The organism is Halomonas sp., assembly GCF_052095695.1.
In the GTDB taxonomy this organism is placed as follows: domain Bacteria; phylum Pseudomonadota; class Gammaproteobacteria; order Pseudomonadales; family Halomonadaceae; genus Vreelandella.
Window position 1 is genome coordinate 14096 of sequence record NZ_JBQDLQ010000005.1, and the last position, 26821, is coordinate 40916.

General features: G+C 52.5%; 25 protein-coding genes and 1 pseudogene. 16 read left to right on the forward strand and 10 right to left on the reverse strand.

The window, feature by feature from the left end; translation table 11 throughout:
- The first annotated feature begins 142 nt into the window (after positions 1 to 142).
- From ACTH5D_RS01715 to ACTH5D_RS01730, 4 genes are all read left to right on the forward strand, one after another.
- The gene (locus tag ACTH5D_RS01715) at positions 143 to 1885 is read left to right on the forward strand and encodes a DUF4209 domain-containing protein (protein ID WP_441667932.1); all 1743 of its coding nucleotides are present in this window, start codon (positions 143 to 145) and stop codon (positions 1883 to 1885) included.
- Between the two features lie 69 nt (positions 1886 to 1954).
- Positions 1955 to 3076 carry a hypothetical protein gene (locus ACTH5D_RS01720; protein WP_441667933.1) on the forward strand — a complete coding sequence of 374 codons (1122 nt, stop codon included), beginning with the start codon at positions 1955 to 1957 and terminating at the stop codon, positions 3074 to 3076.
- Between the two features lie 135 nt (positions 3077 to 3211).
- Positions 3212 to 3913: a hypothetical protein gene (locus tag ACTH5D_RS01725; RefSeq protein ID WP_441667934.1), complete on the forward strand. Its 702-nt coding sequence runs from the start codon at positions 3212 to 3214 to the stop codon at positions 3911 to 3913.
- Positions 3914 to 4810: 897 nt separating this feature from the next.
- A complete protein-coding gene (locus ACTH5D_RS01730) occupies positions 4811 to 5284 on the forward strand; it encodes a CreA family protein (RefSeq protein WP_441667935.1) in 474 nt (157 codons plus the stop codon).
- A 111-nt stretch (positions 5285 to 5395) separates the two neighbouring features.
- Here ACTH5D_RS01730 and ACTH5D_RS01735 read toward each other — a convergent pair.
- Positions 5396 to 5847 (reverse strand): annotated as a pseudogene (locus tag ACTH5D_RS01735) (pyridoxamine 5'-phosphate oxidase family protein).
- Positions 5848 to 5944: 97 nt separating this feature from the next.
- Between ACTH5D_RS01735 and ACTH5D_RS01740 the strand changes: the two are divergent.
- Positions 5945 to 6244, forward strand: a complete 300-nt coding sequence (locus ACTH5D_RS01740; protein WP_441667936.1) for a DUF333 domain-containing protein — start codon at positions 5945 to 5947, stop codon at positions 6242 to 6244.
- A 64-nt stretch (positions 6245 to 6308) separates the two neighbouring features.
- On the opposite strand, the gene ACTH5D_RS01745 is transcribed toward ACTH5D_RS01740, so the two are convergent.
- On the reverse strand, positions 6309 to 6626 hold the full coding sequence (locus ACTH5D_RS01745; RefSeq protein WP_441667937.1) for a hypothetical protein: 318 nt from the start codon (positions 6624 to 6626) through the stop codon (positions 6309 to 6311).
- Between the two features lie 145 nt (positions 6627 to 6771).
- Here ACTH5D_RS01745 and ACTH5D_RS01750 point away from each other — a divergent pair, with 145 nt between their 5' ends.
- Together ACTH5D_RS01750 and ACTH5D_RS01755 are read left to right on the forward strand one after the other, a co-directional pair.
- Positions 6772 to 7749, forward strand: coding sequence for a GlxA family transcriptional regulator (locus tag ACTH5D_RS01750; RefSeq protein WP_441667938.1), 978 nt, complete (start codon positions 6772 to 6774; stop codon positions 7747 to 7749).
- Between the two features lie 133 nt (positions 7750 to 7882).
- Positions 7883 to 8821 carry an ABC transporter substrate-binding protein gene (locus ACTH5D_RS01755; RefSeq protein ID WP_441667939.1) on the forward strand — a complete coding sequence of 313 codons (939 nt, stop codon included), beginning with the start codon at positions 7883 to 7885 and terminating at the stop codon, positions 8819 to 8821.
- Between the two features lie 72 nt (positions 8822 to 8893).
- On the opposite strand, the gene ACTH5D_RS01760 is transcribed toward ACTH5D_RS01755, so the two are convergent.
- From ACTH5D_RS01760 to ACTH5D_RS01775, 4 genes are read right to left on the reverse strand one after another with little or no spacing between them, the layout of a single operon-like run.
- Entirely contained in the window at positions 8894 to 9715 is an 822-nt protein-coding gene (locus tag ACTH5D_RS01760) for an alpha/beta hydrolase fold domain-containing protein (RefSeq protein WP_441667940.1), read from the reverse strand.
- A 37-nt stretch (positions 9716 to 9752) separates the two neighbouring features.
- Entirely contained in the window at positions 9753 to 10208 is a 456-nt protein-coding gene (locus tag ACTH5D_RS01765; RefSeq protein ID WP_441667941.1) for a thioesterase family protein, read from the reverse strand.
- Complete coding sequence (locus ACTH5D_RS01770; RefSeq protein WP_441667942.1) at positions 10208 to 11161, reverse strand: L-carnitine dehydrogenase; 954 nt, start codon at positions 11159 to 11161, stop codon at positions 10208 to 10210. The genes ACTH5D_RS01765 and ACTH5D_RS01770 overlap by 1 nt, the downstream gene beginning before the upstream one ends.
- On the reverse strand, positions 11158 to 12051 hold the full coding sequence (locus tag ACTH5D_RS01775) for a 3-keto-5-aminohexanoate cleavage protein (protein WP_441667943.1): 894 nt from the start codon (positions 12049 to 12051) through the stop codon (positions 11158 to 11160). The genes ACTH5D_RS01770 and ACTH5D_RS01775 overlap by 4 nt, the downstream gene beginning before the upstream one ends.
- Positions 12052 to 12300: 249 nt before the next feature.
- Here ACTH5D_RS01775 and ACTH5D_RS01780 point away from each other — a divergent pair, with 249 nt between their 5' ends.
- From ACTH5D_RS01780 to uxuA, 8 genes are all read left to right on the forward strand, one after another.
- Positions 12301 to 13035 carry a GntR family transcriptional regulator gene (locus ACTH5D_RS01780; protein WP_441667944.1) on the forward strand — a complete coding sequence of 245 codons (735 nt, stop codon included), beginning with the start codon at positions 12301 to 12303 and terminating at the stop codon, positions 13033 to 13035.
- 16 nt (positions 13036 to 13051) lie between these two features.
- Positions 13052 to 14263 carry a D-mannonate dehydratase ManD gene (gene manD / locus ACTH5D_RS01785; protein WP_441667945.1) on the forward strand — a complete coding sequence of 404 codons (1212 nt, stop codon included), beginning with the start codon at positions 13052 to 13054 and terminating at the stop codon, positions 14261 to 14263.
- A gap of 46 nt (positions 14264 to 14309) precedes the next feature.
- On the forward strand, positions 14310 to 15332 hold the full coding sequence (locus ACTH5D_RS01790) for a Zn-dependent oxidoreductase (RefSeq protein ID WP_441667946.1): 1023 nt from the start codon (positions 14310 to 14312) through the stop codon (positions 15330 to 15332).
- A gap of 70 nt (positions 15333 to 15402) precedes the next feature.
- Positions 15403 to 16371, forward strand: coding sequence for a TRAP transporter substrate-binding protein (locus ACTH5D_RS01795; RefSeq protein WP_441667947.1), 969 nt, complete (start codon positions 15403 to 15405; stop codon positions 16369 to 16371).
- A gap of 104 nt (positions 16372 to 16475) precedes the next feature.
- Entirely contained in the window at positions 16476 to 17057 is a 582-nt protein-coding gene (locus ACTH5D_RS01800) for a TRAP transporter small permease (RefSeq protein ID WP_441667948.1), read from the forward strand.
- 2 nt (positions 17058 to 17059) lie between these two features.
- Complete coding sequence (locus ACTH5D_RS01805; protein ID WP_441667949.1) at positions 17060 to 18340, forward strand: TRAP transporter large permease; 1281 nt, start codon at positions 17060 to 17062, stop codon at positions 18338 to 18340.
- A 6-nt stretch (positions 18341 to 18346) separates the two neighbouring features.
- On the forward strand, positions 18347 to 19819 hold the full coding sequence (locus tag ACTH5D_RS01810) for a mannitol dehydrogenase family protein (RefSeq protein WP_441667950.1): 1473 nt from the start codon (positions 18347 to 18349) through the stop codon (positions 19817 to 19819).
- 10 nt (positions 19820 to 19829) lie between these two features.
- The gene (gene uxuA, locus ACTH5D_RS01815) at positions 19830 to 21008 is read left to right on the forward strand and encodes a mannonate dehydratase (RefSeq protein ID WP_441667951.1); all 1179 of its coding nucleotides are present in this window, start codon (positions 19830 to 19832) and stop codon (positions 21006 to 21008) included.
- Between the two features lie 71 nt (positions 21009 to 21079).
- Here the strand turns inward: uxuA and ACTH5D_RS01820 are convergent, their stop codons facing one another.
- The 4 genes from ACTH5D_RS01820 to ACTH5D_RS01835 all read right to left on the reverse strand — a co-directional run bounded on the left by ACTH5D_RS01820 (position 21080) and on the right by ACTH5D_RS01835 (position 25474).
- The gene (locus tag ACTH5D_RS01820; protein ID WP_441667952.1) at positions 21080 to 22576 is read right to left on the reverse strand and encodes a sodium:solute symporter family protein; all 1497 of its coding nucleotides are present in this window, start codon (positions 22574 to 22576) and stop codon (positions 21080 to 21082) included.
- Between the two features lie 156 nt (positions 22577 to 22732).
- Positions 22733 to 23125, reverse strand: a complete 393-nt coding sequence (locus ACTH5D_RS01825; RefSeq protein WP_441667953.1) for a RidA family protein — start codon at positions 23123 to 23125, stop codon at positions 22733 to 22735.
- Complete coding sequence (locus ACTH5D_RS01830; protein WP_441667954.1) at positions 23122 to 24609, reverse strand: N-acyl-D-amino-acid deacylase family protein; 1488 nt, start codon at positions 24607 to 24609, stop codon at positions 23122 to 23124. Before ACTH5D_RS01830 ends, ACTH5D_RS01825 begins: the two co-directional genes overlap by 4 nt.
- 1 nt (position 24610) lies before the next feature.
- Positions 24611 to 25474 (reverse strand): MurR/RpiR family transcriptional regulator, encoded by an 864-nt coding sequence (locus tag ACTH5D_RS01835; protein WP_096282385.1) that lies wholly within the window; start codon positions 25472 to 25474, stop codon positions 24611 to 24613.
- A 137-nt stretch (positions 25475 to 25611) separates the two neighbouring features.
- On the opposite strand from ACTH5D_RS01835, the gene ACTH5D_RS01840 reads away from it, so the two are divergent.
- Positions 25612 to 26820: an amino acid deaminase gene (locus ACTH5D_RS01840; RefSeq protein ID WP_441667955.1), complete on the forward strand. Its 1209-nt coding sequence runs from the start codon at positions 25612 to 25614 to the stop codon at positions 26818 to 26820.
- The last annotated feature ends 1 nt before the right edge of the window (position 26821 follow it).

The following is a 26821-nucleotide window of genomic DNA, read 5'->3' on the forward strand; positions in this document are numbered from 1 at the left end:
TGCCGAGCTATTCCTTTTTATATTTCAAGGGGATAGATCGTGAATAGAAAGCAGTGTAACCCGAATGAACGTGCTAGCGCGTTCAATTTGTATCACTGCGTTCCATCTAATCTCTGTTAGGCAATCAAAGTAAGGAGCCATTATGAATGATGAGCTAGCCCGACTTATGGATCAGTTGGAAGAGTCAAAAGAGAAAACTAGTGAGCATTCAATTTCCTCCAAGATCAATAAGGCTACAGAGGAAGATCAAAGCCCAGAAGCTATTGCCGAAAGACTTGCGTTTGGGTTTTGTGAGGATTACTTGGATAAACAGAATGGCTGGGGCACATATTATGGCCCGATGATGGTATGGGTTGGCGATGATAATAAGGTCTACGAAAGCCCGAGTATTTCCTTGATTAACGACAACGTCGTTGAGCATTGGACAACCCGATCACAAAATACCAAAAATCCGATAATGAAAGCCCGCTATTCTGGGCTTGTATGGGATCTTTCAGAAGCTGCCATTGGCAGAAAGCCTGACTACAAAATCGCTATCGATTATGTAAATGCTCTTCTTGACGTCACCGATAAAGATCTATGCGAACATCCAACTGAAACTATTACGAAAGTCACAAGAGCGTATAGAGTGGCTTCCGCTTTAAATAACTCTGATTTGATAAAAAATTGCATTGAATGTGCCATTAACCTTGAAGACAGAATCGCAGAAGATGATAAGGCGGGACTCTGGGGGTTTTGTTTCGATCTTTTCGTATTAGGTAAATGTAGAAATTTGTCTGAAGCTCAAGAGGAAAAACTAGTAGAGGTTCTTGAGTCTCGATTGGAAAGAGTTTCTAAAGACTGCTCCCCTTGGGTTTGTGAGTCAGCAGGTATTTCGCTGGCCACCTATTATCGGAGCAAAGGGATGGACGCTGATGTAAACAGAGTAGTTGATGTTGTTGGACGTTGTTTTGAGAACGCGTGTGAAGGTTTGGCAGCAATGCAGGCTTCATCTTGGCTTCAGCACGTACATGGTGTCTATATCAGCTTTAACATGAAAGAGGGTGCGGAAAGAGTTTCAAAGAAAATTTCAGAGGTTGGTCCGGGAGTTGTAGAAAGCATGCAGGAGTTTTCTCACAGCATGGAGATACCTAGGGAAGAACTCGATGCTTATCTGGATTCTATGACGAGTGGTGGTCTTGAGAAGACCCTAAACAGGATTGCGATACAGTTTCTCCCTAAAAAGGATCAGGTGCAGCAACAAGTACTTGAGCTGGCCAAGAATAACCCGCTAACCTATTTATTTAGCAAAACTCTGCAAGACCATAAGGGTAGGCCTGTAGCAACTATTGGTAGCATTGAAGACGATTTAGAAGGAAACGTTATTCATCAGCTTTCCCAGAATATGGGTATTGACTCATTCTTTCTCAGGCATTCATTTAACAAAGCATTAAAGGTTTATGGGGTGAGAGCAGATAACTTAACGAGCTTTGTTCTGAAGTCACTGATATTTGAAGATTCAAAAAAGGATATCGTGCAAAAAGGTGTGAAAGCCTATTTGGAAGAAGATTACATGTCCTCGATCCATATTCTGGTTCCCCAGGCAGAAGCTGCGATTAGAACACTAGTTGAGTTAATGGGTGGTGCAACTTTGAGAAGAAATCGGCAGGGTGGTTTGCAGTTGAGAACGTTTGATGACCTGCTCAGAGATGAAAGTGTTGAAAATTGTTTTGGTCCAGACACGTCTTTCTATTTCAGAATGGTTCTGACTGATCAAAGAGGGTGGAATGTGAGAAATGACGTATGCCATGGAATTAGCCCAGCGGGTGCATTTAATTATTCAACTGCAGATAGAATTATGCATGTAATGCTTTGCCTATCACAAGTGAGAGAGAGCAATGCCTGACAAAGTGCTACTGTCGGAAATTGTCCACAGAGCACGGCATTATTTTTTTGAAGTTTAGGAGATTACAAAGTGGTAAATGACGAATGGCCGATAGCATACAGAGAAGTGCATCTCATCGGGGGAGCGTACGCCATAAACGATCCAAATGAGAAAGATAAGGTTTATATATTCCCCAATTCCTTAGACGGACAGCAAGCCGTGCTCACTATCCCAAACTATCCCAAGCTTTTTTATGCAATAAAAAAGCTTGGGATAAAAAAAATCGTAGGTATAGAGTTTTTAAGTCATGTAAATCAAATTGATGGAATTAGTCCAACAGAATGGAGAGTTTACTCTGGTTACAAAAGTAATAAGTGGGCTCATATAGAGGCTTTTTGGAAATGGGGAGATATATCATTTGAAGCCTATAAGAGTAAAAATGGTCATTTGTGGGACTTGTCGAAAAGGATGCAGCATCAAATAACTACATTAAACAACTCATTGCAATATTTGTCTTTAACATATAGGCGTCAATTAAAATCAAAAGTGGCTGATGGATTCAAAGATAACGAAAGATTCGAAAATGGTTATTCTTCGTATATTTATGATAGTTTTCAACACTTTCTATTTGATGCTTGTATGCTCAGAGATTATATTGCTGAGTTCGTATTTCACTATGTTGTCCCTCTCGATGTTAAATCAGGAGAGAAGCATATGACAACCACTTCAAAAATATATAAAAAGTGTTATAAAGATAGAGAAGTGTCGTCGGACTACGAGATTTACTTTAAAAAAATATGTTCATCGAATGGTTGGCTAAATGAGCTAGGGGTTTACCGAGATTTAGTTATGCATGCATGCCCACTCTCAATGCCAAAACAACGTGTATGGATTCGAACAGGAACTATTGAATTGCTTGGTGATAAATTGCTTCCGCAGATTATAGCGCCTATTCCAAAAAAACCTTTAGATTTAAAAAATGAACGAAACAGCTTTAAATATTTTAGCGATTTTGAGCGCCAAGCTAATGCATTTTTTAACCAAGCAAACGATGAAGGTGAGTCAATTGATCTCCTCTCATACGCTATTGAAGTGATGGATAATTTTTCTATGTTACTTTGGTTGACAATAAAGCAATCCCCCTTAAAAGGTATCCAGCAAAACTTTGGTCCTCATAACATTATTGGAAATGTCCAGACAATATTAAGATAGCGAAACGTTTAATAAGGGGGCACGTGAGGCATTTTTAGTTTGCGTGGGGGGTTATTGTATAAGGCGTTATGCGATAACTTTGCATTACGTGCTTACAACCCTTGATGCGACGTTATGGCGTTATGGAATATCTAAATGGAAAACTTGGTTGCTTTTCTAAATCAGAACTCCGGTGCACTGACAGTCGTCTTTACGGCGGTTGTCACCTTTGCCACGGTAGTTTACGCCGCGCTCACCGCAATACTGGTTGCCGAGACTAGAAAACTTCGACAAGTACAAACTGAACCTCGTATAGAAATTACCGTTGATGCGCTTGATTTTGCTGTGAATATAGTCCGTTTGTGCATTCGAAATATTGGTGATGGACCAGCTAAGAACGTCAAGTTCGAACCATCGGTGATTGACGGAGACAAGGTCGCAGAGGTTCTGTTAGAAGAGTTTATCTCGCCGAATTTCTTCAAAACCGGCCTTAGATATTTCGGTCCGGGTCAATTCCGGTATTCCGGGTATACTCAGACAAACATAGATTTCGAGGCTAAGGCTAGCTCTGCTCTATGTTTTAAAGTGACTTACGAGAGCGTCACAGAGAAAAAGTATGTTGAAGAAATAGCTATTGATATGGCGGAGTTGCGAGGGCGTTATCAGCTTGGTAAGCCGAGTCTTTATTCTATAGCGAAAAGTATGGAAAAGATCCAGCAAGACCTTCACCACATTACGACGGGTTTCAAGCGAATTGGAGTGGATAGCTATGATAGTGATGATCGAGCGCGAGAGGAGAAGGAACGGGAAGAATGGAGGCGCGAGGCAATTGCAGAACTGGAGCGCCGTAACAAGTAAGTCAACCGGACGCTCGTGATTTCACGCCGCTAACTTAAGCGTATAAGACCCATTCTAACTTAGCTCTTTGCCGTAAGCATTCCATATGTGCCACAAACAGAATTACCGTGACTGATGTTATCCAATGATATGCTTTACGCAGGTTGCAGGTGGGGTGCTGGTATACGTAGTGGTATTTTTGATTTTATATTTAGTTTTTTAAGATCATGCTGTTATATGGTTATGTTGGCTCCTGCCAGGGACGCGATACCACTTCCTTCTAGTCTTCACGGCCACTTTTTTAATCCCCGCCGTTATGGTCTTTAGGGCGCATCCAGATTGGAATCCTTTCCAAACTCGAAGCTTAAATGGCGGATCAGTGTCAGCCTGGGCATTAAGAAATCCCTATTTAATCCGTTCCCGCTTATACTCTGCTGCCAAAAAAATAAACGAAGGGAACGCAGGTGACTATCCGAGCAATAATATTAGTACTGACGCTATGCTTCGCCGGGGCAGTGAGTGCTGAGCAGCCAGCGGTCGATTCAGAAACATGGATAACCCATGCTGAACTGCAAGTGAGTGAGGGGAGCGCAGAGTGCGGTCTGGTTTTTGATACTCTGCCCACAGAGTTGGCCTTAGCCCAAGGCGGTTGCTGTAAAGTTTGCCGGAAGGGTAAAGCGTGCGGCAACTCCTGCATCAGTCGCAGCTATACCTGCCATCAGCCAAGTGGCTGTGCTTGCGATGGATAGACACAGCACTGTGGTGTTACTAGGGGCGCCATAGCCCCATCCAGTGGCTTTTCTTCTTTTACGTCTTCGTTTTGCTTTGTGATTTTCAGCGGCTGCCGTTTAAATGGTAGGCGTTAGCCACGCTCTGCGTCTAACGCTTACTCGGCTACTTACGGAAAGGACACACCCCATGTTGTTCTCTAAACGCATTGCCCTAAACACACTTGTCATGATGTTTGCGCTGATGCCGCCTGTGCTGTTGGCACAGGATGCTCATATTGGCAGCGTGCGTACCGAGTTCCGTATGCTCGGGCCCAATAACACCATTGAAGTAGAGCGTTTTGACGACCCGAAGGTGCAAGGTATTTCCTGCTACATTTCCTATTCGCAGGTTGGCGGCATTTCCGGGGCGGTTGGGCTGGCTGAAGAGGCCAGTGAGGCGAGCGTAGTATGCCGACAAACGGGAGATATAGTGTTCAACCCGGCTGACGTAGAGGGGCAAGAGGTGATTTTTACCCAGCGCCGCTCCGCGCTGTTTAAAAACCTGCGCGTTGTGCGCATGCAAGACACCGAAACGCAAACTTTTGTTTATCTTACCTACAGCACTCGGCTGGTGGATGGGTCGCCTAAAAATGCTATTACGGCCGTTCATTACGGTGATTGATAGTCAACGCTTCTGGCCTTGATGCGGTTCAGGTCGGCTATGCGATATATGAGTGTAGATGTGACGGGGTGGCTAAATAAGCGCCCTGTAGTAGAGCGCTTGGGTATGACGTTAACCGCCGAACTTTTCGTTTTCACCGAGGTTCGGCGTGGCATCTTTTTTAAGGTTGGCTTTGGCTATTTCGTAAAGCTGGAAAGCTTTGCTCTCATTTGATTTCCAGTGCTCGCCCATCTCCACTTTAATTTCCAGCAGCGCAACGTCTGGGTCGTCTTTGCCTTCCGGGAACCAGGCGGCGATGAAGGGGGGCCAGTATTTCTCGATCAGTTCGCGATCACTGGTAAGGTTAGCTTTGCCGGAAAGCGAAACGTACACGCCATCTTCTTGATCGGAAAAACTAAGGCACACATCGTGATCTCGTTTGGCTTCAAACACCTTTTCGGCGCTACGCCAAGTAAAAAACACAGGGTGCCGTCATACTCTTCTTGCACTAAGTGCATTGGCCGGGCGCGCAGGGTGTCGTTGTCTGACGTCACCAGCATGCCAACTTTAATATCTTTGATCATTTTTCATAACAGCAAATGGCGGCATCAATAAGATAGCCATTGATAGCGTGCGGCGCTAAGGTAATGAATGAGTGTTCGAAACATGAAGGAGACCGCAATGCGGATGATTTCAACGCCGGTAGAGGCAGGATGTAATGTTAAAAGGCTGATGCGTGAGGGCCGTCAGGTTTTTTTAATGAGCGCTTTGCTGTTGCTGGCAGGCTGTGCAAGCGAGGGTGGGGGCGATAACACGCAAAACTACATGACCCAGCGTGCAGCTCAATACTGCGAAAGTATTGGCGGTGAAACGGAGGTTCAAGAAACTAGCCTGGGCACCGGACGATACTGCCGCTTACCCGATGGACGAGTAGAAAATCAGGGGCAACTCTATCGCAACGAGCGGATAGAGAATAACTGATCATCGCTCGCTGCTGCCCGTTTAAGCGTGTTTTAAACCCTGAGTTTAGGAGCCATAAACATGGCTATTTAAGCGCGCTGTTTTTTCTACGCCAAACGCTAATGGCAGTGGCTAGTACGGCACAGGCTGCTGCTGGTAGCAGTACGTCGAGCGTTGAGTCGAGAGTCCAGCCGCGCCAAACGCCTTCGAACATGCCGACCGGTAATGTTTCACCCCATTCCCAGCCGCGTTGAATACCCAGCCGATATTCGTGCTGTGCAATTTCTCTTCCCAGTAGCAGCGCAATGGCGATAGTGCCGCCCACCCGCGCCGAGACTAGCCACAGCAAGGCGCACTGAATCATCAACGCAATAATGACGTGCTCTAAATGTGTAATGTTCATGGTTACGCCCCCTATGCGGCACTGTTTCGACTAGCTGGCATTAGATGTACGACGCCATTATTTTCGATGGATTGCCGATCTTGAGAGCCGAACACGCTATGGTAGAGCCACTTTTCTATAAAACGTTTCAATTCTAGGCAATGCTATGCGTCTTGATTACCAAGGCCCTTTACCTGAAATGGTGGGGTTTTTATTGTTACCGCAGTTTTCCATGATGGCCTTCTTCGCAGCGGTTGAGCCGTTACGGATCGCGAATCGTATTGCTGATCGCCCACTGTTTGATTGGACGCTGATTAGCGCTGACGGTGGGCCGGTAACAGCGTCGAACGGCATGACGCTAATGGTAGATCAATCAACCGGCCAGGTGCACCATTTGCCCTCACTGGCAGTGTGCAGTGGTTTCACCCCAGAAGCCCATCTCACTCGGCCCTTAATGGCTTGGCTGCATCAGCTAGACCAAGCGGGCTGCTGTTTAGGCGGTATTGATACTGGGGCATTCTTGCTCGCGTCCACCGGGTTGCTAACGCATGAGCGGGTGGCGCTGCATTGGGAGAGCCTACCTGCTTTTCGCGAACGCTTCCCGGGTATCGAGACAACCGACGAACTATACGAACTAGGCGAGCGGCGTTTTTCCTGCGCGGGTGGGGCGGCCGCCATGGATATGGCGCTAGAGGTGATTGCGCGACGCCATGGAGTGAAGCTGGCGATTGATGTCTCTGAGCAGCTAATTCACGACCGTATTCGAACGCGCAGCGACCAGCAGCGCACGGCGTTGGTGAAGCGGCTAAGCACTCATAATCGGCACGTGGTAGAGGCGGTAGCGCTAATGGAGCAAAACATTGAAGAGCCGCTCAGCCTGGAAGAAGTGGCAAGCCGCGTTGAGGTGTCGGTTCGCCAGTTACAGCGCCTGTTTGAGCAAGAGCTAAGCATGACGCCTCGCCAGTGGTACTTGCAGCTACGCGTTAAACGCGCCAGGCGGCTGCTGGTCGAGACCGACTTAGCGGTGCTGGCGGTGGGGCTGGCCTGTGGGTTTAGTTCGTCGTCCAGCTTTGCGCGTACGTTTCGTGCCCATTACGGCTACTCACCAAGAGCCGTTCGCACCGGTGATTTCCAGCCGTCGTAGAACAGCTCTTTAAACAATAGGTGGCGTCTTGTGGTTAGTAAACGTCGCTTTATGCTTAGTGAGCTGGTGGTAGCAGCGCATACTGGTTGAATCCAATGAATAACGTAATCCAGTTAATAAAAGGTTTAGCCTCATGTCTGATACTACCAAGTCGTTGTCGCTTACAGCCGGTTTTTTACTTTCTGCGTTCGCAGCCGCCCCAGTGATGGCGGAGCTTGATGAACTGCGTTTTGGCGTGCCGCCGTGGCCGGGCGTTACCGTGAAATCGGAAGTGGCTGCTCAACTACTCGAGACAATGGGGTATAAAACGCGCCAGCAAGATTTAGCTGTGAGCATTATTCTGGGCGGGTTATCGCGTAACGACCTGGATATCTATTTAGGCGGCTGGTATCCCGTCCAGACTGACATGATCGAGCCCCTGGTGGCTGACGGAAAAGTAGACAAAGTAGTTTCCAACATCAAAGGCGCCAATTCAGGGCTCGTCGTGCCGCAGTATGTTTATGATGCGGGGGTGACCACCGTGGCTGAGTTGGCCGAACATCGTGATCAATTCGGTGGAGAAATCCAAGGCATTGAAGCGGGCACTGGCATTAACGAGGCGATCCTTAACGCCATTGATAACGATATTGCAGGCCTGGGGGATTGGCAGCTGAGTGAAAGCTCAACCTCGGCCATGCTGGCCCAGGCTGGACAAAAAATAGCTGATGAAGAGTGGGTAACGTTTGTCGGCTGGGAGCCTCACTGGATGAACGTGAGCTTCGATTTGGCGTATTTAGCCGATAGCGATGATGCAGGCGTGGCCTCCATTGAAAGCACTGTGTGGACGGTCACACCGGCCAGCCTGGCTGAGGAAGCCCCCGAGGTTCACCGCTTTTTGTCACAATACGTGATCGATATTGAAGACCAGAATGACTGGGTGCACGAGTATAGCTATGAAGAGCGTGCGGCGGATGATGTCGCGCAGGAGTGGATTAGTAACAACTTGGACACTGTAGCCCAATGGCTAGACGGCGTTAAAGCCCGCGATGGCGAACCCGCCATTGATCAGGTGCGTGCGCAGTTCGGCTCTTAACGTATCGGTCGTTCTTAAAACGCTTGGTCTTAAAACGGTTGTTCTTAAAACGATTGCTCTTAAAACAGCGCCTTATTCATTAAGGCGCTGTTTTAGTTTAAGGCAAAAGTCCTGCCATGCCGCACCCATTGCGGGCAGTTGGGATTGGGCGTGAAGAGCGGCGTGCACCATTTGCGGTGCACATCGATAGCCGACCGAAGCCCCCGCTTTACGCCAGCCAGTAACGGCAGCTTCCATTGGCAGCGTTAGCGGGTCGTGCGCTACCGTCAATACTTCAATACACGTGCTAGGAGGGCGGCGATCACACGGATGTGCATTGAACTCTGGGCAGTATTTTCGAATGCCGAGTACGTCACTACGTGACAGCAGCGGTGCATCTTCACCGAGATATTCCAGCAATAGTTCGCCAACCGGCGGGTAAATCAACCCTAACGGCGGCGCCTCGATAAGTGAATGTGCAAGGTCGATGGCTAACCGCCCGCCAGCGCTGTCACCCACTAACGCAATAGGTTGAGAGGCCGTTAGTATCGTTTGGCAGTCTACCAACATAATCGCGTAATCTACCTCTGGCGCCAGCCGGTAGTTGACGCTGACCACTTCACGCCCGAGCGCTTGAGCCAGGCTAGCGGCGGGGCCGTGATGGCTCTCCACTGAGCCGATGGTAAATCCGCCGCCATGGATAAACAGCACACAGCCCGGTGTTGGCTGCTGGGGAATAAAGCGACGCACGCTAACGCCGCTCAAGACGGTATTTTCAATTCTCATTCCCGGCGGGTCAGCTGGAGCGAACGTGCGGCAAAGCGTATTGTAGGCGCTGCGCGCTTGCGGCAAGGACAGCTCATTCATCGCGGCTAGCCCTGCGCTAAAGCGCTGAATAAAGTCCTCAACGTTCATCTTTCCAGCCCCCTATTAGCGTCTAGCGTCGTAACCCTTAGCGTCGAATGCCAATGGTGCGGCCAGCAAGTTCCGGCCAGGCATCGCTGCTTGCCCGTGGCAGTGCTGCTACACGCTGCGCGACCGCGTCTGGAAACGGGCTTGGTCGCCCAGAGTCCTGTGCCATGCCCATCAGCATTTGTTCGCTGGTCGCTAATAGGTTGCCTTCATCGTCGAACATGGCGAAAAACACGTGCAGGCGTTTTGCATCGCTATCAAGCAGCGTTAGGTCAATATTGAGCGGTTGGCCTTGCTGCGCTTCGCGGCGATAGCACAGGTGGGTTTCCAGGGTATAAATCGTGTAGCCAAAGTGCTTACGGCCCGCTTCATCTAAGCCGATGTGATCTATCAGCGATTCGCAGGCTTGGGAAAAAACGCGGGCGTACTCCGCGTCGTTCATGTGCCCGTTGTAGTCGACCCACTCGGGGGCGACCTGGGTTTCATGGATGATCATTAAATGCGTCCCTTTAGTCCTTCGGCTTCCGGCCAGTATTTTTGCACTACCTCCAATAGCTCGACTAAAAAGTCATCCCGACGCCGGTCCAGCGTGGCTACTGAGCGATCGGCGGCTTGATGCTCACAGCCCTCGACCACTTTGTCGATTAGCTCATCGGTGAGTTCTGGAGCCTCCAGTTTGGTCCAGGGGAGTTTTAGCGCGGGGCCAAACTGCTCCAGCATATGGCGCATGCCTGGCTCGCCGCCCGCTAAGTGGAAGGTTAAAAACGTGCCCATTAACGGCCAGCGCAGCCCACAGCCATAAACCACGGCCGCATCGATCTCTTCGGTGGTCGCTACACCATCGTTGACCAAGTGCAGGGCTTCCCGCCATAGCGCCTCCATCAATCTGTCGGCGATATGGCCCTCAATTTCACGGCGAACCACTAACGGGCGCATCGCTAGCGCCTGATAAAGCCCTTGAGCAGTGGCAATTTGTGCGGGTTGAGTGGCTTCACCGCCCACAAGCTCAACCAGCGGCAATAAATATACCGGGTTGAAGGGGTGGGCGACGATGACACGCCCCGGCGCTTGCTGGCAGTTTTGCTGCAGGTCGGTAGGTTTGAAGCCCGAGGTGGACGAGCCAATGATGACGTCGGCTGCTGCGGCGGCGTCAATGGCGGCCAGAATCTCTTGCTTAAGCTCTAGTCGCTCAGGAACGTTTTCCTGAATCAGATCCGCGCCGTTAACCGCTTCTTCAATCGTCGCTGCAAACGTCAGTCGCTCCGGGCTGGCGTTGGGTGCCAGGCCAAGCTGTGTTAGCGAGGGCCAGGCGTTGTCGATAAACGCTTGGGTGCGCGCTGGCGCGTTCGGATCAGGATCAAAGGCAACCACATTCCAACCCTGGGCGAGGGCGCGGGCAATCCAGCCGTTGCCAATCACGCCGGTACCGATAATGGCTAAGCGACTCATAGGCCACCTCCGGCTGGGTCACGTAATTTAAGATGAGCGCGGGTTTCAGCAGGTGTCATCACCCGGGCGCCAAGATTCTCAATAATGGTCGTGGCTTTCTCGACCAGTTGGCCGTTATTGGCCAGCACGCCTTTTTCCAAAAACAGGTTATCTTCCAAGCCAACCCGTGCGTGGCCTCCCAGCAGCACCGCTTGGGCAACCATCGGCATTTGATGGCGGCCTATGCCAAAGGCTGCCCAGTTAGCATTTTCCGGAAGTTTGTTGCGCATCGTTAACATGGTTTCGGTGTCCGCTTCGGCGCCCCAAGGAATGCCCAAGCAGAGCTGGTAAAGCGGATCGCCGTCGATCAAGCCTTCTTGCTGAAGCTGGCGGGCAAACCAGACATGGCCTAGGTCAAAGCATTCGAGTTCCGGCTTAACGCCAGCGGCTTGAACGAGACGAGCATGTTCACGCAGCCAATCGGCAGGGTTTACGTACACCATGTCGCCAAAGTTGAGACTGCCGCAGTCTAGGGTACAAAGCTCCGGGAGTAGCTCGCCCACCGGTGCGTGACGTTCGGCGGGCGTTTGAATATCAGTGCCCGGGCCACCGCGAGTGGGGTCTTGCGCATCCGGTATCCAGTCGCCGCCACCGCCCGCTGTGATGTTCATAACGATATCCACATCGGCCTCGCGGACGCGCTCCATCACTTCACGAAACTGCTCTGTAGAGTGGCTAATGCCGCCGGTTTGCGGGTCGCGAACGTGGATATGCGCGATGCTGGCGCCGGCACGGGCTGCTTCGATGCAGGATGCCGCGATGGCTTTGGGGGTGACAGGCACATTGGGGTTTTTAGCGGTGGTATCACCCGCGCCAGTGACGGCGCAGGTGAGGATGACATTGCGATTCATAGCGTGCTCTCTAATAAGCAGTTTATTCGCTTACCAGTGTGTCGCGATACACAGCAAAGAGTTGTCAAAAAGCGTCATCCAATATACATAAAGTGCAGCTTGGTGAGAAAAATCCAGACCGCTACGCTCGTGCCGAGCGACTAAAGTATAAGCGCTGAAGGCTTTCTCTATCCCCTCCATACTACCATACTAGTCATATCAGAGAGTGCCGCCACGGGTGGCAAGCTTCCATATCCGGATTCAGGTTTTATGCAGACGACATTACAGACGCTATGGCAGGAAACCCGTGACAGCGATTCAGTTCGCCAGCGGCTATTTCAAGTATTAAGGCAGTCGATCATTCAAATGGTGCTGGCCCCTGGCCAAGCGCTGTCGGAAAAAGAAATCGCTGACACGTTCTCTGTCAGCCGCCAGCCAGTGCGGGAAGCATTTATACGGCTATCTGAGGCTGGCTTGGTGGAAGTGAAGCCTCAACGCGGCACCTACGTGGTCAAGATATCGCAGAGAGCGGTGTTAGAAGCGCGCTTTGTTCGCGAGTCGGTTGAAGTGGCAGTCGTGAAGCTGGCGGCGGAAAAAGGCATTGAAACAGCCATTTTAACGGAGCTGCATGATTTGTTGGCGCGGCAACGTCGCTGTGTGGAACCACATGATCACGACCGTTTTTATCGGCTGGATGAAGCCTTTCATCGCACGCTTTCACTGGGTGTAAAACAGCAGACTGCCTGGAAGGTCATCGAAGAAGTTAAGGCGCAGCTTGACCGCGTACGCTACTTGAGTGTGCCGCACAGCACGCCGCTGGAACGGCTGGTGGATCAACATACCAACATCGTTGCGGCTATTGAAGCGCGTAATGTCGAGCAAGCAGAACAGGCAATGTGCCTTCATTTACGCGAAATACTCGTGTCTATGCCTGATTTAGTACGCCGTTTCCCCGCCATGTTTGAAGGTCGAGAAGCGTTCGACGCACAACCACCCCAGCCCTGATGCAGGAGGCGATCCAATGAAGATCGAGCATGCTTACACCATTGTGACCTCGCCGGGACGTAACTTCGTCACCTTGAAAATAGTAACGGATCAAGGTACTTACGGCATTGGTGATGCCACCTTGAACGGTCGGGAAATGGCCGTTGTTGCGTATCTTGATGAGCATGTCATTCCTGCTTTGATTGGGCGTGATCCTCAGCGCATTGAAGATATCTGGCACTATCTTTATCGCGGTGCTTACTGGCGCCGTGGTCCCGTCACGATGAGTGCGATTGCCGCCGTGGACATGGCACTTTGGGACATTAAATCCAAGCTTGCAGGCATGCCGTTGTATCAACTGCTGGGTGGCAAAAGCCGTGATCGCATCATGGTGTATGGCCACGCGACGGGGCGCGATATTGAAGCATGCCTGGAAGAAGTCGCTCGTCATGTGGGTGAAGGCTATAAAGCGGTGCGCGTCCAGGCTGGCGTGCCCGGTATTGCCAGCATCTATGGCGTCGCTAAAAAAGATGGCGAGCCTTACGAGCCCGCTGATGCCGATTTGCCCGCAGAGCACGTGTGGAGCACCAGCAAATATCTAAACCATGTGCCTAAGCTGTTTGCCGCCGTGCGCGAGCGTTTTGGTGAAGATTTGCACGTCCTTCATGATGTGCACCATCGCCTGACACCGATTGAGGCCGCGCGGCTAGGTAAAGAAGTAGAGCCTTATCATTTGTTTTGGCTTGAAGACTGCGTACCGGCTGAAAATCAGGAAGCCTTTGGGCTTATCCGTCAGCACACCACCACGCCGCTGGCGGTAGGCGAGGTGTTTAACAGTATTTATGACGCTAAAGCACTGATTGAAAATCAATGGATTGACTATATTCGCGCCACACTCACTCATGCGGGCGGCATTACTCACGTGCGTCGCATCGCTGATCTGGCGGGTCTTTATCACGTGCGTACCGGTTTTCACGGGCCAACGGATCTTTCGCCGGTATGCCTGGGCGCGGCGATTCATTTTGATACCTGGGTGCCCAACTTTGGTATCCAGGAATATATGCCTCACACCACCGCCACTGATCAGGTATTTCCACACGATTACCGGTTCGAAGACGGTCACTTTATCGTGGGTGAAACGCCAGGCCATGGCGTCGATATTGACGAACAGTTAGCCAAACAATACCCCTATAAGCGCGCGAGCCTGCCGGTTAACCGGCTGGAAGACGGCACTCTATGGCATTGGTAGATTCGTGGAATAGGTAACTTAAAGAACGGGTAAGGAGGTTCGGTGAATGAAGGCATTTCAAGTTAAGGCGCCACACGACTATCAGGTTGCCGATATTGATACGCCCACGGCGAACGCGGGAGAAGTCCTGGTGCGAGTGGCGTTTGCCGGTATCTGCGGTTCTGACATGCACATCATCCATGGCGATAATGCCTTCGTCCGCTTTCCGCGTATTACCGGCCATGAGTTTGCCGGCGTCGTCGAATCCCTAGGCGATGACGTCGAGGATGTGGCTGTGGGGGATCGCGTATGCGTTGATCCCGTGATCAGCTGTGGTGAGTGTTATCCCTGCAGAATTGGCCGCCCTAATGTGTGTAGTTCACTGGAAGTCATCGGTGTGCATCGTGATGGCGGCTTTGAAGAGTTGGTGGCCGTTCCCGCGGCTAACGTGCACCGCCTGCCTGACCACATTGGGCTCGATGCCGCTGCTTTGGTTGAGCCTTACACCATCGCGGCCAACGTGCTTGATCGCATGCAACCGCACCCTGGCGATCGCCTGATGATTCTTGGGGCGGGCGTTATTGGTATGACGATTCTACAAATGGCCTTAGCGAAGGGTATTAAAGACGTCATTGTCACGGACGTGATTAACGAGCGCTTGGCGGCGGCTAAAGAGCTGGGTGCCACGCACGTGTTTAATAGCCGTGAACACGATGTTGAAAAAGAAGTGCTCGCCTTGACGCAAGGCGAGGGCGTGCCGCTAATTGCCGATGCGGCCTGTGTTCCCGCGCTTTTACCTCAAATGCTGCGCCTAGCATCAGCTGCCGGGCGTATTGGCCTGCTCGGCTTTAGCGTTCAGCCCAGCGACCTTGTTCAACTAGAGGTTATTAAGAAAGAGCTGACCCTAGTCGGGTCGCGGCTTAATAACCGTAAGTTTCCAGAAGTGCTTGGGCTAATGGCCAGTGGCCACCTCGATCCATTGGCGCTGGTAAGCCATCGATTACCGCTCAGCGACATGCCTAGCGCCATCGACATGCTTGACCATCGTCCTGAAGAGGCCCGAAAGGTACTTATTCAAATTAGTGCCTAGCGGCGCATGCCAGCTCACGTTCAACCACGCTCGACTAACAATAAACAATGCAAATGTGCAGGAGTAGAAAATGATTAAACAACTATTAACAACGGCGGTACTTGGAACGGTGCTGCTGAGTAGCCAAGCGGCATTAGCGGCAGACTACACGCTGCGTTTTGGTCACTTAGCCAACGAGCAAAATATTTGGCACCAGGCGGCGGAGAAGTTTAAGGAAGAGGTCGAGGCCAATTCCGACGGCCGTATCGAAGTTCGTCTTTATCCCAGTGAACAGCTGGGGGGTGAACTGGATGTGATTAACAGTATCCAGCTGGGAACAGCGGATATGACGATTACCGGCGAGAGCCTGCAAAACTGGGCGCCTAAGGCCGCCATGATGGCCGTTCCTTACGCATTCAGGGACTCTGAACATATGCAGGCCGCCATTAACGGCGATGTAGGTGCTCAGATTGAAGAGCAGATCACTGAGCGGACAAACCTGGTTCCGCTGGCGTGGTTTGAGCGCGGCCCGCGTGAGTTGACGTCTAACCGTCCTATCCGCACGCCGGATGAACTGGATGGCCTGCGGCTGCGTGTTCCTAACGTGCCGCTGTTCGTTGATACCTGGCAGGCAATGGGCGCTCGTCCTACCCCCATGGCGTTTAGCGAAGTGTTTACCGCACTTCAGCAAAACACGCTGGAAGGTCAGGAAAACCCACTTAGCCTGATCGAAAGTGCCAGCTTCAATGAGGTGCAGGACTACGTCAACATGACTAGGCACGTGCGTAGCTGGATCTACGTCGTAATCGGACGTAATCAGCTTGAAGACATGCCTGACGAGCTTCAGCAGGTAGTGCGCGATGCGGCGCAAACCATGCAGACGTATGAATCTGAACTGTTCATCGAAGACCAGGCTCGTCTGGAACAGGCCCTGCAGGAACGCGGTATGGAATTTGTGGAAGTCGACCTTGATGCGTTCGCCGAAAAAGCGCGCCCAGCGGTCCTTGAGGCGTTAACCGAAGAGCAGCGCGAACTCTTCGACGCTATCCAAGACCTGTAAGGCCGTTGGAAATGAATTTGTAGTGAGTTGGTAACGCCGATGGGCTGGTTTCGTGCCAGCCCATCGGCCATCTGCAAGAACAGCTTGCCCATGAGGATACGTTTATGAGCTCGGATCAAAAAGCGCTTGAACAGGAAGCGTTAGATAGTCTGGATTCGATGTCGTCGGTGCCAAAGATCCAAGGCCCCATTGGGCGCATGATTGGCTGGGTGGATACCTGTTTTCTGACCCTGTCGGTCATGGCATTAATTGCCATTGCTGCCACGGTGCTGCTGCAAGTTTGTTCACGACTGTTTTTACCGTTTTCCATGGCCTGGACCGAAGAGCTCTCGCGATACCTGTTTATTTACATGGTGGCCTTATCGGCAGGCGTTGTACTGCGTCAGCATCGAAACATCAGCGTTGAGCTTTTTCATCACATGTTGGGCCCACGCGCCAAGGCTGGGTTTCAGGCGCTGATTTACTTAATGGTGGGTTTATTTGCTTTTCTAGTACTGCCGTACGCTTGGCAGTATGCACAAAACGGCGCATGGCAGACCTCGCCAACGCTGCGTGTGCCTATGCTGTATATCTTTTTCTCAACGGTAGTCACCTTTGCGCTGCTCCTGGTTTACAGCTTGCTAGGATGCCTTGAGGGCATTATCGCAATGTGTCGCTCCTCAGCCTCGCTTGATCAGGAGTTGTAAGCATGGAAGTTATTATTCTCTTTAGCGTCTTTTTAGTCTTACTGGTGGTGGGAATGCCTATCGCGTTTGCGCTTGGTATCGCATCGCTGTCTTATCTACTGCTGGAAGGTATTTCGTTAACGATTGTGCCGCAACGTATGTATGCAGGCATCGACACCTTTGTATTGCTGTGTATTCCCGGCTTTGTGCTGGCAGGCAATTTGATGAATGTAGGCAATATCACTGAGCATATTGTACGCTTTGCGAATGCGTTACTAGGCCATATTCGTGGTGGTTTGGGGCTTGCCAATGTAGGCGGGTCAATGATTTTTGGCGGTATTTCCGGCACGGCTGTCGCGGACTCAGCGAGCATTGGCGCGGTAATGATTCCCGGCATGGCGCGCTCAGGCTATGACAAACCGTTTGCGGCGGCGGTTACTGCTGCATCGTCTACCGTAGGGCCGATTATTCCCCCCAGCGTACCAATGATTATTGCGGGTTCTCTGAGTGGCATTTCAGTGGGTCGCATGTTCCTCGCAGGTGCCATTCCAGGCCTGCTGATGGGGCTTGCCATGATGATCACGGTTTACATTCTGGCCGTGCGTCGCGGCTATCCAAAAGAGAAGCGCGTACCGGTAATGCAGCTGCTTAAAGAAGCCAAAACGGCGTTCTGGGCACTCTTGATGACCGTGATTATTCTTTACGGCATTATCGGCGGTTTTTTCACGCCGACCGAAGCATCGATTGTCGCCTGCCTTTATGCGCTAGTAGTAGGGATGTACGTTTATAAAGGGCTGACGTGGAGAAAACTTCCCGCGATCTTAGCCGACACCGTTTTAACCTCGTCGGCGCTGCTGCTAATGGTGGGGTTGGCAAATCTGTTTGGCTGGATACTGACCAGCGAGCAGATTCCTCAGATGATTGCGAGCCTGATTCTATCCATCAGCGATAATCCACTGATTGTACTTTTGATCTTGAATTTAATTTTGCTGTTTGTGGGTGCCTTTATGGAAACCATCGCAGCATTGATCATTCTGTTCCCTGCGCTGGTCGGCGTGGCGGCGGGTGTTGGCGTCGATCCGGTGCACTTTGCGGTGATCGCCGTTATGAACCTGATGATTGGGTTAACAACGCCGCCGGTGGGCGTCTGCCTGTTTGTCGTCGCCGGGATTGGCAAGCTGCCGATGCTAACAGTCGCCAGAGCGATCGTACCGTTTCTGTTGTGCAATTTAGCGGTGCTGTTTCTCGTGACCTACGTGCCTGCTATTTCGCTTTGGCTGCCTAATCTGTTGATGGGGGAGTAATTGACAATGGCGATACAGCGCATAGACGCGATGCCTAAAACGGGCCAGATTGGGATTGTGCATCTAGGTTTAGGCGCTTTTCATCGTGCCCATCAGGCGGTTTATCTTGAGCGCTATCGACAGCGCAGCGGGGACGGTGAATGGGGGCTATGCAGCGCAAATTTACGCTCAAGTATTGCGTTAGTTGATAGCTTGCGCGAGGCCGATTATCGCTACCATGTGGCTGAATATGCTGATGCACGAACGCTAACGCTACGCGAAATTGGGGTTATCGAAGAAACGCTATTTTCTGGCCGCGATGCCGCAGGTAACAGGGGGCGCGATCGAGAAGCGCTGCTTACTCGGCTAGCGGCGCCGACGACCCGTATTGTGACGTTAACCGTCACGGAAAAAGGCTACTTCCTTAATCCGGCTACCGGCGAGCTGCGTATTGATGACCCGATGGTGGCGGGCGACATTACCTCGCCTCAGCAGCCCCGCACGGCGCCAGGGCTGTTGGTGGAAGCGTTGGCACGACGCTATAGCGCGGGCACTGAGCCGTTCACGGTGCTTTCTTGTGACAACATGCCCCATAACGGCCAGCGTACGCGAATGGCCGTTTTGCGGCTTGCCGAACAGCGTAGCACTGAGCTGGCTCGCTGGATTGATCAGCGAGTCGCGTTTCCCAGCAGCATGGTTGACCGTATTGTGCCCGCCATGACCGACGCAGATTTCGAGCGCCTTGTGGCATTAGATGTTAACGATCCTAACGCCGTCGTGGGCGAGGCATTTTCGCAGTGGGTCGTAGAGGATAACTTCCCCTCAGGTCGGCCCCGCTGGGAAACCGAAGGGGTTGAGATGGTGCGTGACGTCGCGCCGTTTGAAACCATGAAGCTGCGCATGTTGAACGGTAGCCACTCACTGCTGGCTTACCTTGGCGCATTAGCCGGTATCGAAACGGTGGTTGAGGGTGTAGGCCAGCCAGCGCTGCGTGCACTGTTGCGCCGCTATATGCTTGAAGAAGCAGCCCCTACGCTCGATATGCCGGAAGGGGCTGACCTTGTCGTCTATGCGGATTCGCTGCTGGCAAGATTTACCAACGACAGCCTGCGTCATCGCCTACAACAAATTGCTATGGATGGCAGTCAAAAGCTGCCTCAGCGCTGGCTAACCGGTACCTTGACTCGTGCTAATGCGGGGCAGGCTTCACCGTGTGTGGCGTTGGGAGTGGCGGCATGGATCCACTATGCCGCGGGCTATGATTTAAACGAGCAGGCGTATTCTGTCGATGACCCGATGGCTAAACGTTTTGCTGAGCTGCATCACATTCACGGTGATCTCCCGGATGCGCTTGTTGGCGCATTTTTGGCAATCGATGAAATAGTGCCTGCAGAGCTTGCCGCGAATCAGCCATTTGTGGATGCGGTGGTGTCAGCATATCGCGTACTGAAACAAGACGGGCTGAACGGGGCGTTAGCCGCGCTAAACAGTGAACAATAGGGAGAAAGTGATGGAGCATACGTGGCGCTGGTTTGGCCCTAATGATGCAATCAGGCTTGAGGAAGTGCGCCAAACAGGTGCGACCGGCATTGTCACGGCACTACATGAGATACCCAACGATCAGGTGTGGTCGGTCGCTGCCATTCAAGCGCGTAAGGCTATGATTGAAGCCGCCGGGCTGCGCTGGTCGGTGGTTGAAAGCGTGCCGGTGAATGAAGCGATCAAAAAAGGCCTGCCCGAGCGCGATGCGCTGATAGCAACGTATTGCCAAACGCTGCGCAACCTGGCGGCCTGCGGAATCGATACAGTTTGCTACAACTTTATGCCGGTGCTCGACTGGACACGTACGGACCTTACCTATGCATTGCCGGATGGCGCGCTGGCGTTGCGCTTTGATCAGGTGGCCTTTGCAGCGTTTGACCTGTATCTGCTTCAGCGCCCAGGGGCCGAAGCAGAGTACAGTGATGAAGATAAGGCTCAGGCGAGCCGCTATCTTGAAGGATTGGATCGCGGTGGCCGCGACAAACTCGTCAATACATTGATTGCAGGGCTGCCCGGTGCCGAAGAGCACTATACGCTGGAGCAGTTTCGGGGCGTGCTGGCCGAGTACGCTGAGATTGATGCGACGCGACTGCGGGATAATCTAGGCTATTTTCTGGAGGCCATAATCCCTGTGGCTGAAGAAGTGGGCATTCGTATGGCGATTCATCCAGATGATCCGCCTCGGCCGCTGCTGGGGCTACCTCGGGTTGTCTCAACTCGTGACGATGCCCAGTGGATCGTTGATCGCATGCCAAGCTCGGCCAATGGTTTGACGCTGTGCACGGGCTCTTACGGCGTTCGTGAAGACAATGATTTGATTGCCATGACGTGTCACTTTGCCCCGCATATTCACTTTATCCACCTTCGCGCCACGCAGCGCGAAGAAGATGCCCGCTCGTTTCACGAGGCGCCGCATCTTATTGGCGATGTGGATATGGTCGGCGTCATAAAGGCATTGGTGGAAGAGGAGTGCCGCCGTGAAAAAGAGGGTGGCGCGCGTTTGCCGCTCCGCCCCGATCACGGCCATCACATTCTGGATGATCAGCAGCGTAATACGGCACCTGGTTACCCGCTTTACGGGCGCATGCGCGGCCTGGCCGAGCTTCGCGGTGTAGAGCTTGCCGTAAGGCAGTTAGCCCCAAGTTAGTCGCTTAACGTGCAATGCAAAAAGCCCCGCTGATGTTTGTCATCAGCGGGGCTTTTTTACTCGGCTAGCCGCTAACTATTCGCGGATGTTTCCGTATTCGTCAGGGTTGGCTCAGGCACTTGCTCCATACGCTGGCGCTCTTGGTCTAGAATCGCCAGCGCCTGCTCTGAAGTAACGCGTGAGGCGGGTGTGATGAGAGTAACGATCACCCCAGCGGCCAAGGCAGCTAGCACTGCGGGGATGCTCGGATTACCCCAGAAAGCCGTCCATTCGCTGTTAGCGATAATGATTAGCGATGTTGCTGACGCGAAAATTAGCGTGGCGATCGCGCCTTGCCAGTTATAGCGCGGCCAGAAACGACCCAGCATGGCTGTCACAAACAGGCCTGACAAGATCGTTGAGATCATGCGGGTGATGTAGGTGATTACATTGTCTGAGGCAAGCGCAAAAAGTAGCGCCAGGCCAATAGTGGCGACGAGCGCAATACGCGAAAACCGCACGACGTTGCGTGCTGAAGGTGTGCGTCCCGTGACGAGCACATATAAATCACGAATCAGCGTGGAAACACCGGCAAGGGCGTCTGAGCTTGCGCTCGACATGGTCGCAGAAAGGCCGGCGACTAATAACAATAACCCTAGCCCGAGCGGCATGATTTCAGTCGCTAGAAAGGGGAACGCGTAGTTACTATTATCAAGCCCAGGATTAAGGGCGTGGGTGGCCATGCCAATGATCGCGGGGATAATAGAAAAGCCTAGGTAGAGCACCCCGGTAATCAAGAACGAGCGACGGACTGACTTCACTGACTTGCCAGAATAAATGCGCTGGCGGAAAGACGGTGTTGCCAACACGCCAATAGCAATAACGGCCGCTAACGAAAGGGCGGGGAGTGCGCCTATTTTATCAATGCCTAGAAAACTTGTGGCGCCAACCTCCATGCCTGCCGTTAACCCTGAGAAACCGCCGACTTCGACCAAGGCAAGCACCGCCATTAAAATGAAGCCCGCGAAGAGCACAACGGCTTGAATGGTATCGGTCCAGATAACCGCAAAATAGCCTCCCACCACGCAATAAATGCCGAAGCCTAAAGCGACGAGAATGCGGGCAGTGGTTAGATCAATCCCTGCCATCCAGGAAAGATACAGACCGCCCCCCAGAATATGCGCGCCCAGCCAGCCGATGCAGGCGATATAGATCAGCAGGGCAACGACGTTGCGTACTAGACGGTTAGCGCCAACGTAGTAGGCCAATTCTTCACTCATGGTCATAAACCGAAACTTACGAACCGGTGCAAAACAAGCGGCAAGCAATAGGATGCCCACAGCGCCGCCGAGCCCATATAGCGCGCCGGCCCACCCATTGGCGTAGCCGAAACCGACGGCGCCCATACTGGAACCGGTACCCACCATAGTGGCCACCGTCGTGCCCACCGTCAGAAACAGAGGAACGCTGCGCCCGCCAAGTAAAAAGTCGTCGCCACTGCCGCGTTTGTGTCTTGAAACCCACCATCCAAATACCACCATCGCGACAATGTAGAGCACAAAGGTGGTGAGGAATATTTGACTGTTCATGGTAACCTCTTATCGTTGTTTATCTGGCCGTTGCCGCGGCCGCAAGTAGGCAATGGAGGCGACTATCGCGAGGCTTTTTATCCTAATCACGCGGTAATCTGGCGCCGCACCCTTGCCGGGGGGGCGGCGTTTTTTTATGACTTTTCTTTAAGACGTTTAGGCGCGATCAGCGCGGTAACACTTCACGTCTACTTCCACTTTACAGTCCACCACTAAGTCCTGAACGCTACAGATGCGCGCCGGCGGGTTATCGCCAAATATCTCCTTAAAGACTTTATTGAAAGAGCTAAAATAGCGTGCATCCGTTAGCACGGTGGTGACATGAACGACATCTTCGACGTCATATCCGGCCTCTTTCATGATGGCTATACAGTTATCGAACGCGAGGCGGGTCTGCTCAACGATGCTGCCTTCAACGACTTCACCGTCAGTCATGGGCGTTTGGCCTGATACATATAGCCAACCGCCTGCTTCTACTGCGCGTGCAAAGGGTAGCTTTTGCCCGCCGGTGCCTACGCCGCCTTCAGTGCCGTATCGAGTAATGCTCATGGTGTTTGCTCCTGGTTGGGTTGAACGATGAAATTGTTTTGAGGAATACGCTCAGTGCGACGTAACATTCGCCCATGGCGCTGGTCGGTAATGGCGCCCTGGTAATAGGCGATCCTGCCATTGACCACGACCATATCGATGCCTTTGGCAGCCGCGATGGGGGTTTCGTAATTGGCGGTATCTTCTAATGCGTCGAGATCAAAGAGAGTGAGATCGGCGTAGGCGCCGATGCGTACAGTGCCGCGATCCGTTAAGCCAAAGTTGGCCGCTGAAAGACTGGTCATCTTGCGCACCGCTTCTGCCAGTGGCATTAGGTTTAAATCACGGCTGTAGTGGGCAAGAACCCGCGGGAAGGCGCCCCATAGCCGTGGATGGGGGTGCGGGTCGTTGGGTAGGCCATCGGAGCCCACCATGGAGAGCGGATGCGCGAGCACTTGCTGCATATCCGCCTCACTCATGTTGTGGTAAACCGCCCCTGCCGGCTGCAGCTGCTTGGCAGCGTCCAGTAATGGCAAGTTCCATTCGGCAGCGATGTCTTTCAGCGGGCGCCGCGCCTGTTCTGGGTAGGGGTGTGACCAGGTAATCGTAATCTCAATTTCATCGGTCACTTGGCCCAGGTCGAGAGTAGAAGAACCCGCCGTGTAGGGGTAGCAGTCACAGTGAACATGTTGATGCTGTGCGGCGATTTCAAGTTGATTAAGTGCTTTCCCAGCACCGCCCCAGTTGCCTGCGCCGGCGCATTTTAGATGTGAGATCACTAGTGGCACTTTGCCATTTCGAGCAGTGCTAAAGGCCTCGTCCATCGCATCCAGCAAGCCGGCAAACTCATCGCGAAGGTGAGTGGTGTAAACGCCACCCGATTCCCCGACGACCGCTACCAGCGGGGCCATCTCTGCGCTCGGCGCGTGGATCGCATTACGATAAGCAAGTCCTGAACTTAGCCCAAGCGCGCCCTCATCAAGCGCTTGACGCAGGCGTGAAGCCATCGAATGGATCTCGTCTTCGCTGGCAGGTCGCGAGAAACTGTCCATGACCTGGCTACGTAAACTGGTGTGTCCCACTAATGCTGCCACGTTAATACTGGGCATCGCGGCGTCTACCGCGTTGGCATAGTCTGCAAAGCTTGAATAGCGGAAGTCTTCTAAAGCGCCCAATAGGTTCATCGGATCGGGAACGTCACGGGTGAGTGTGACGGGACTAGCGCTGATGCCGCAGTTACCCACAACCACGGTGGTTATTCCCTGGGTTAGTTTTGCCAGCATTTCTGGACTACGCACGACATTCGTATCGTCGTGGGTATGGACGTCGATAAAACCCGGCGCCAGGTAGCGTTCTTGCGCATCAATAATGGTGGTGGCCGTTGCGTCGGGCATATTGCCGATGGCGCAGATGCGCTCGCCTTGAATAGCAACATCAGCACGAAAATATGGGGCACCAGAGCCATCGAGCACATTGGCATTACGAATTAGCAGGTCATAGACCATTTTAGTCTCCTAATGGCTGGCGATTATCGCCACCGCGATGGTCATCTAGGCTCAGCTTGAGCCGGCGCAGCTTAGTGCGCGAGCGCTCGCGATGGCGCATAGCAAGCTCAAGTGCCAGCACATCGATGACGGCAAGCATGGCGTAACGGGAGGCCGAAGGGTGATAGATAAAGTCGGTTTCACGCGAGGTCACCGGCAGTACAATGTCGGCAGTGTTGGCGAGTGGCGAGTTCATCGCCGTAATAGCGATAACGGTGGCGCCGTACTGCTTGGCAATTTGCGCAGATTCCACCATTTCAGGGGTGTAGCCGGTGGCGGACAGCACGACGACCACGTCATCCGGCTCAAGCGTCGATGCCACCATGCGAGGCAGCAGCGCTTGGGGGTAGGCGCACACTGCATAGCCAAGTCGCACTAGGCGAAACTGAAGCTCCTGCGAGAGAATGCTAGAGCCACCTCCCGCGCCAAAAACGAGTATCTGCCGCGCTTTATCCAACTGCTCAACGGCTCCGGGTATATCTGCCTGAGCGAGAAGATCTCGGTTAAACGCCAGCGTCTGCATAGCAATGTCATACACCACGCTTGAGCTATCGTCAGGGGTAGCTTCTTGAATAAAGCGTCGGCCTGCTGCCAACGCTCGATTTAAGCGTGTTTTTAAGTCACGTACGTTGGTGCAGCCGACGGCGCGTGCAAAGCGAGTCACACTTGCATCGCTAACCCCGGCGCGCTGGGCAATCTCACCGATACTTGCTTCGGTGACAAAATCGATGTCGGCGAAGATAAGCTCAGCCACTTTTTTTTCCGCATCGCGAAGCGCGCTAACGTCAGTCGTAATACGGGATAAAATATCTATTTCTTGGCTCACCGTGGACTCCTGAAGGTTGCCTTGCTTTAAAAGTATGTTAGTTTCTAACTTGAAGTCAATAAGTGTGAAAGTATCTAACATTGGCGCTTTGTCATTCATGATGATGAGGTGCAGATAAAGAGCGAGGAGATGGGCGCATGGAAGTAGTGACGTTAGCAATGGAAAAAGGCAGCGTGGAACTGGGTCCCAATCTTTTGTCCGGTGTCAGCCTGCCCGCCGCCGTAGTGCATGAAGGGCCGCTTAACCATAATCTGGCTTGGATGCAACGGTTTGCAGAGGCCCACGGTGCTCGCTTAGCGCCCCACGGCAAGACCACCATGACGCCAGCACTGTTTCGTCGCCAGCTTCAGGCGGGGGCGTGGGGCATAACCCTGGCGACCGCACCGCAGTGTCGTGCCGCTTTCACTCACGGCGCCACGCGATTATTAATGGCCAACCAGTTAGTTGGGCAGGGGAATATGGCGATTATCGCGGGCCTGATCGGGCAGGGGGCTACGTTTTACTGTGTGGTTGATAATCATGACAACGTGCGCGAATTAGGGCGCTTCTTTGCCGACCGCGGCTTGACGTTATCGGTTCTCATTGAAGTGGGCGTAGCGGGTGGGCGCTGTGGTTGCCGCAATCAGCAGGAAATTCTCTCGTTGGCGGAAGCCATCGCCGGTGAGCCGGCTCTGTCATTAGCGGGTTTAGAGGGCTATGAAGGCGTTGTTCACGGTGATAACCCTGAGGCGGGCATTCGTGCCTATGCCAAGTACTTAGTAGATGTTGCCCTGAAGCTTGAGGCTGAACAGCGCTTTGCCGAGCCTAGTCCGATTGTGACGGCGTCGGGTTCGGCCTGGTACGACGTCATTGCTGAAGCCTTTCAAACATCCCGGCTTCAGGAGAAATTTACCCCCGTACTGCGCCCCGGTTGTTACGTCGTACACGATCACGGGCTGTACCGTGAAGCGCAGTCTGCGGTGCTAGAGCGCCGCCCTGATTTGCACCAAGGACTTGAGCCGGCGCTGGAGGTTTTTGCCCAGGTACAGTCGCTTCCTGAGCCGGGGCTTGCCATCGTGGCGCTAGGAAAACGCGATATTGGCTATGACCCGTTACCGGTGGTCTTACGCCGCTATCGGGAAGGCGGTGATCCAGCGCAGCTTTTGTCAATGGCCGGCTGGGAGGTGACGAATATTATGGATCAGCACACCTTTATAAAGCTGCCCGAAGGGGTATCGGATATCAAGGTGGGAGATATACTCGCTTTTGGTGCCTCCCATCCTTGCTTAACGTTCGATAAATGGCGCCAACTGCTGCTGATAGACGCCGACCTCAACGTTAAGGAACGCTTGGCTACCTGCTTTTAGC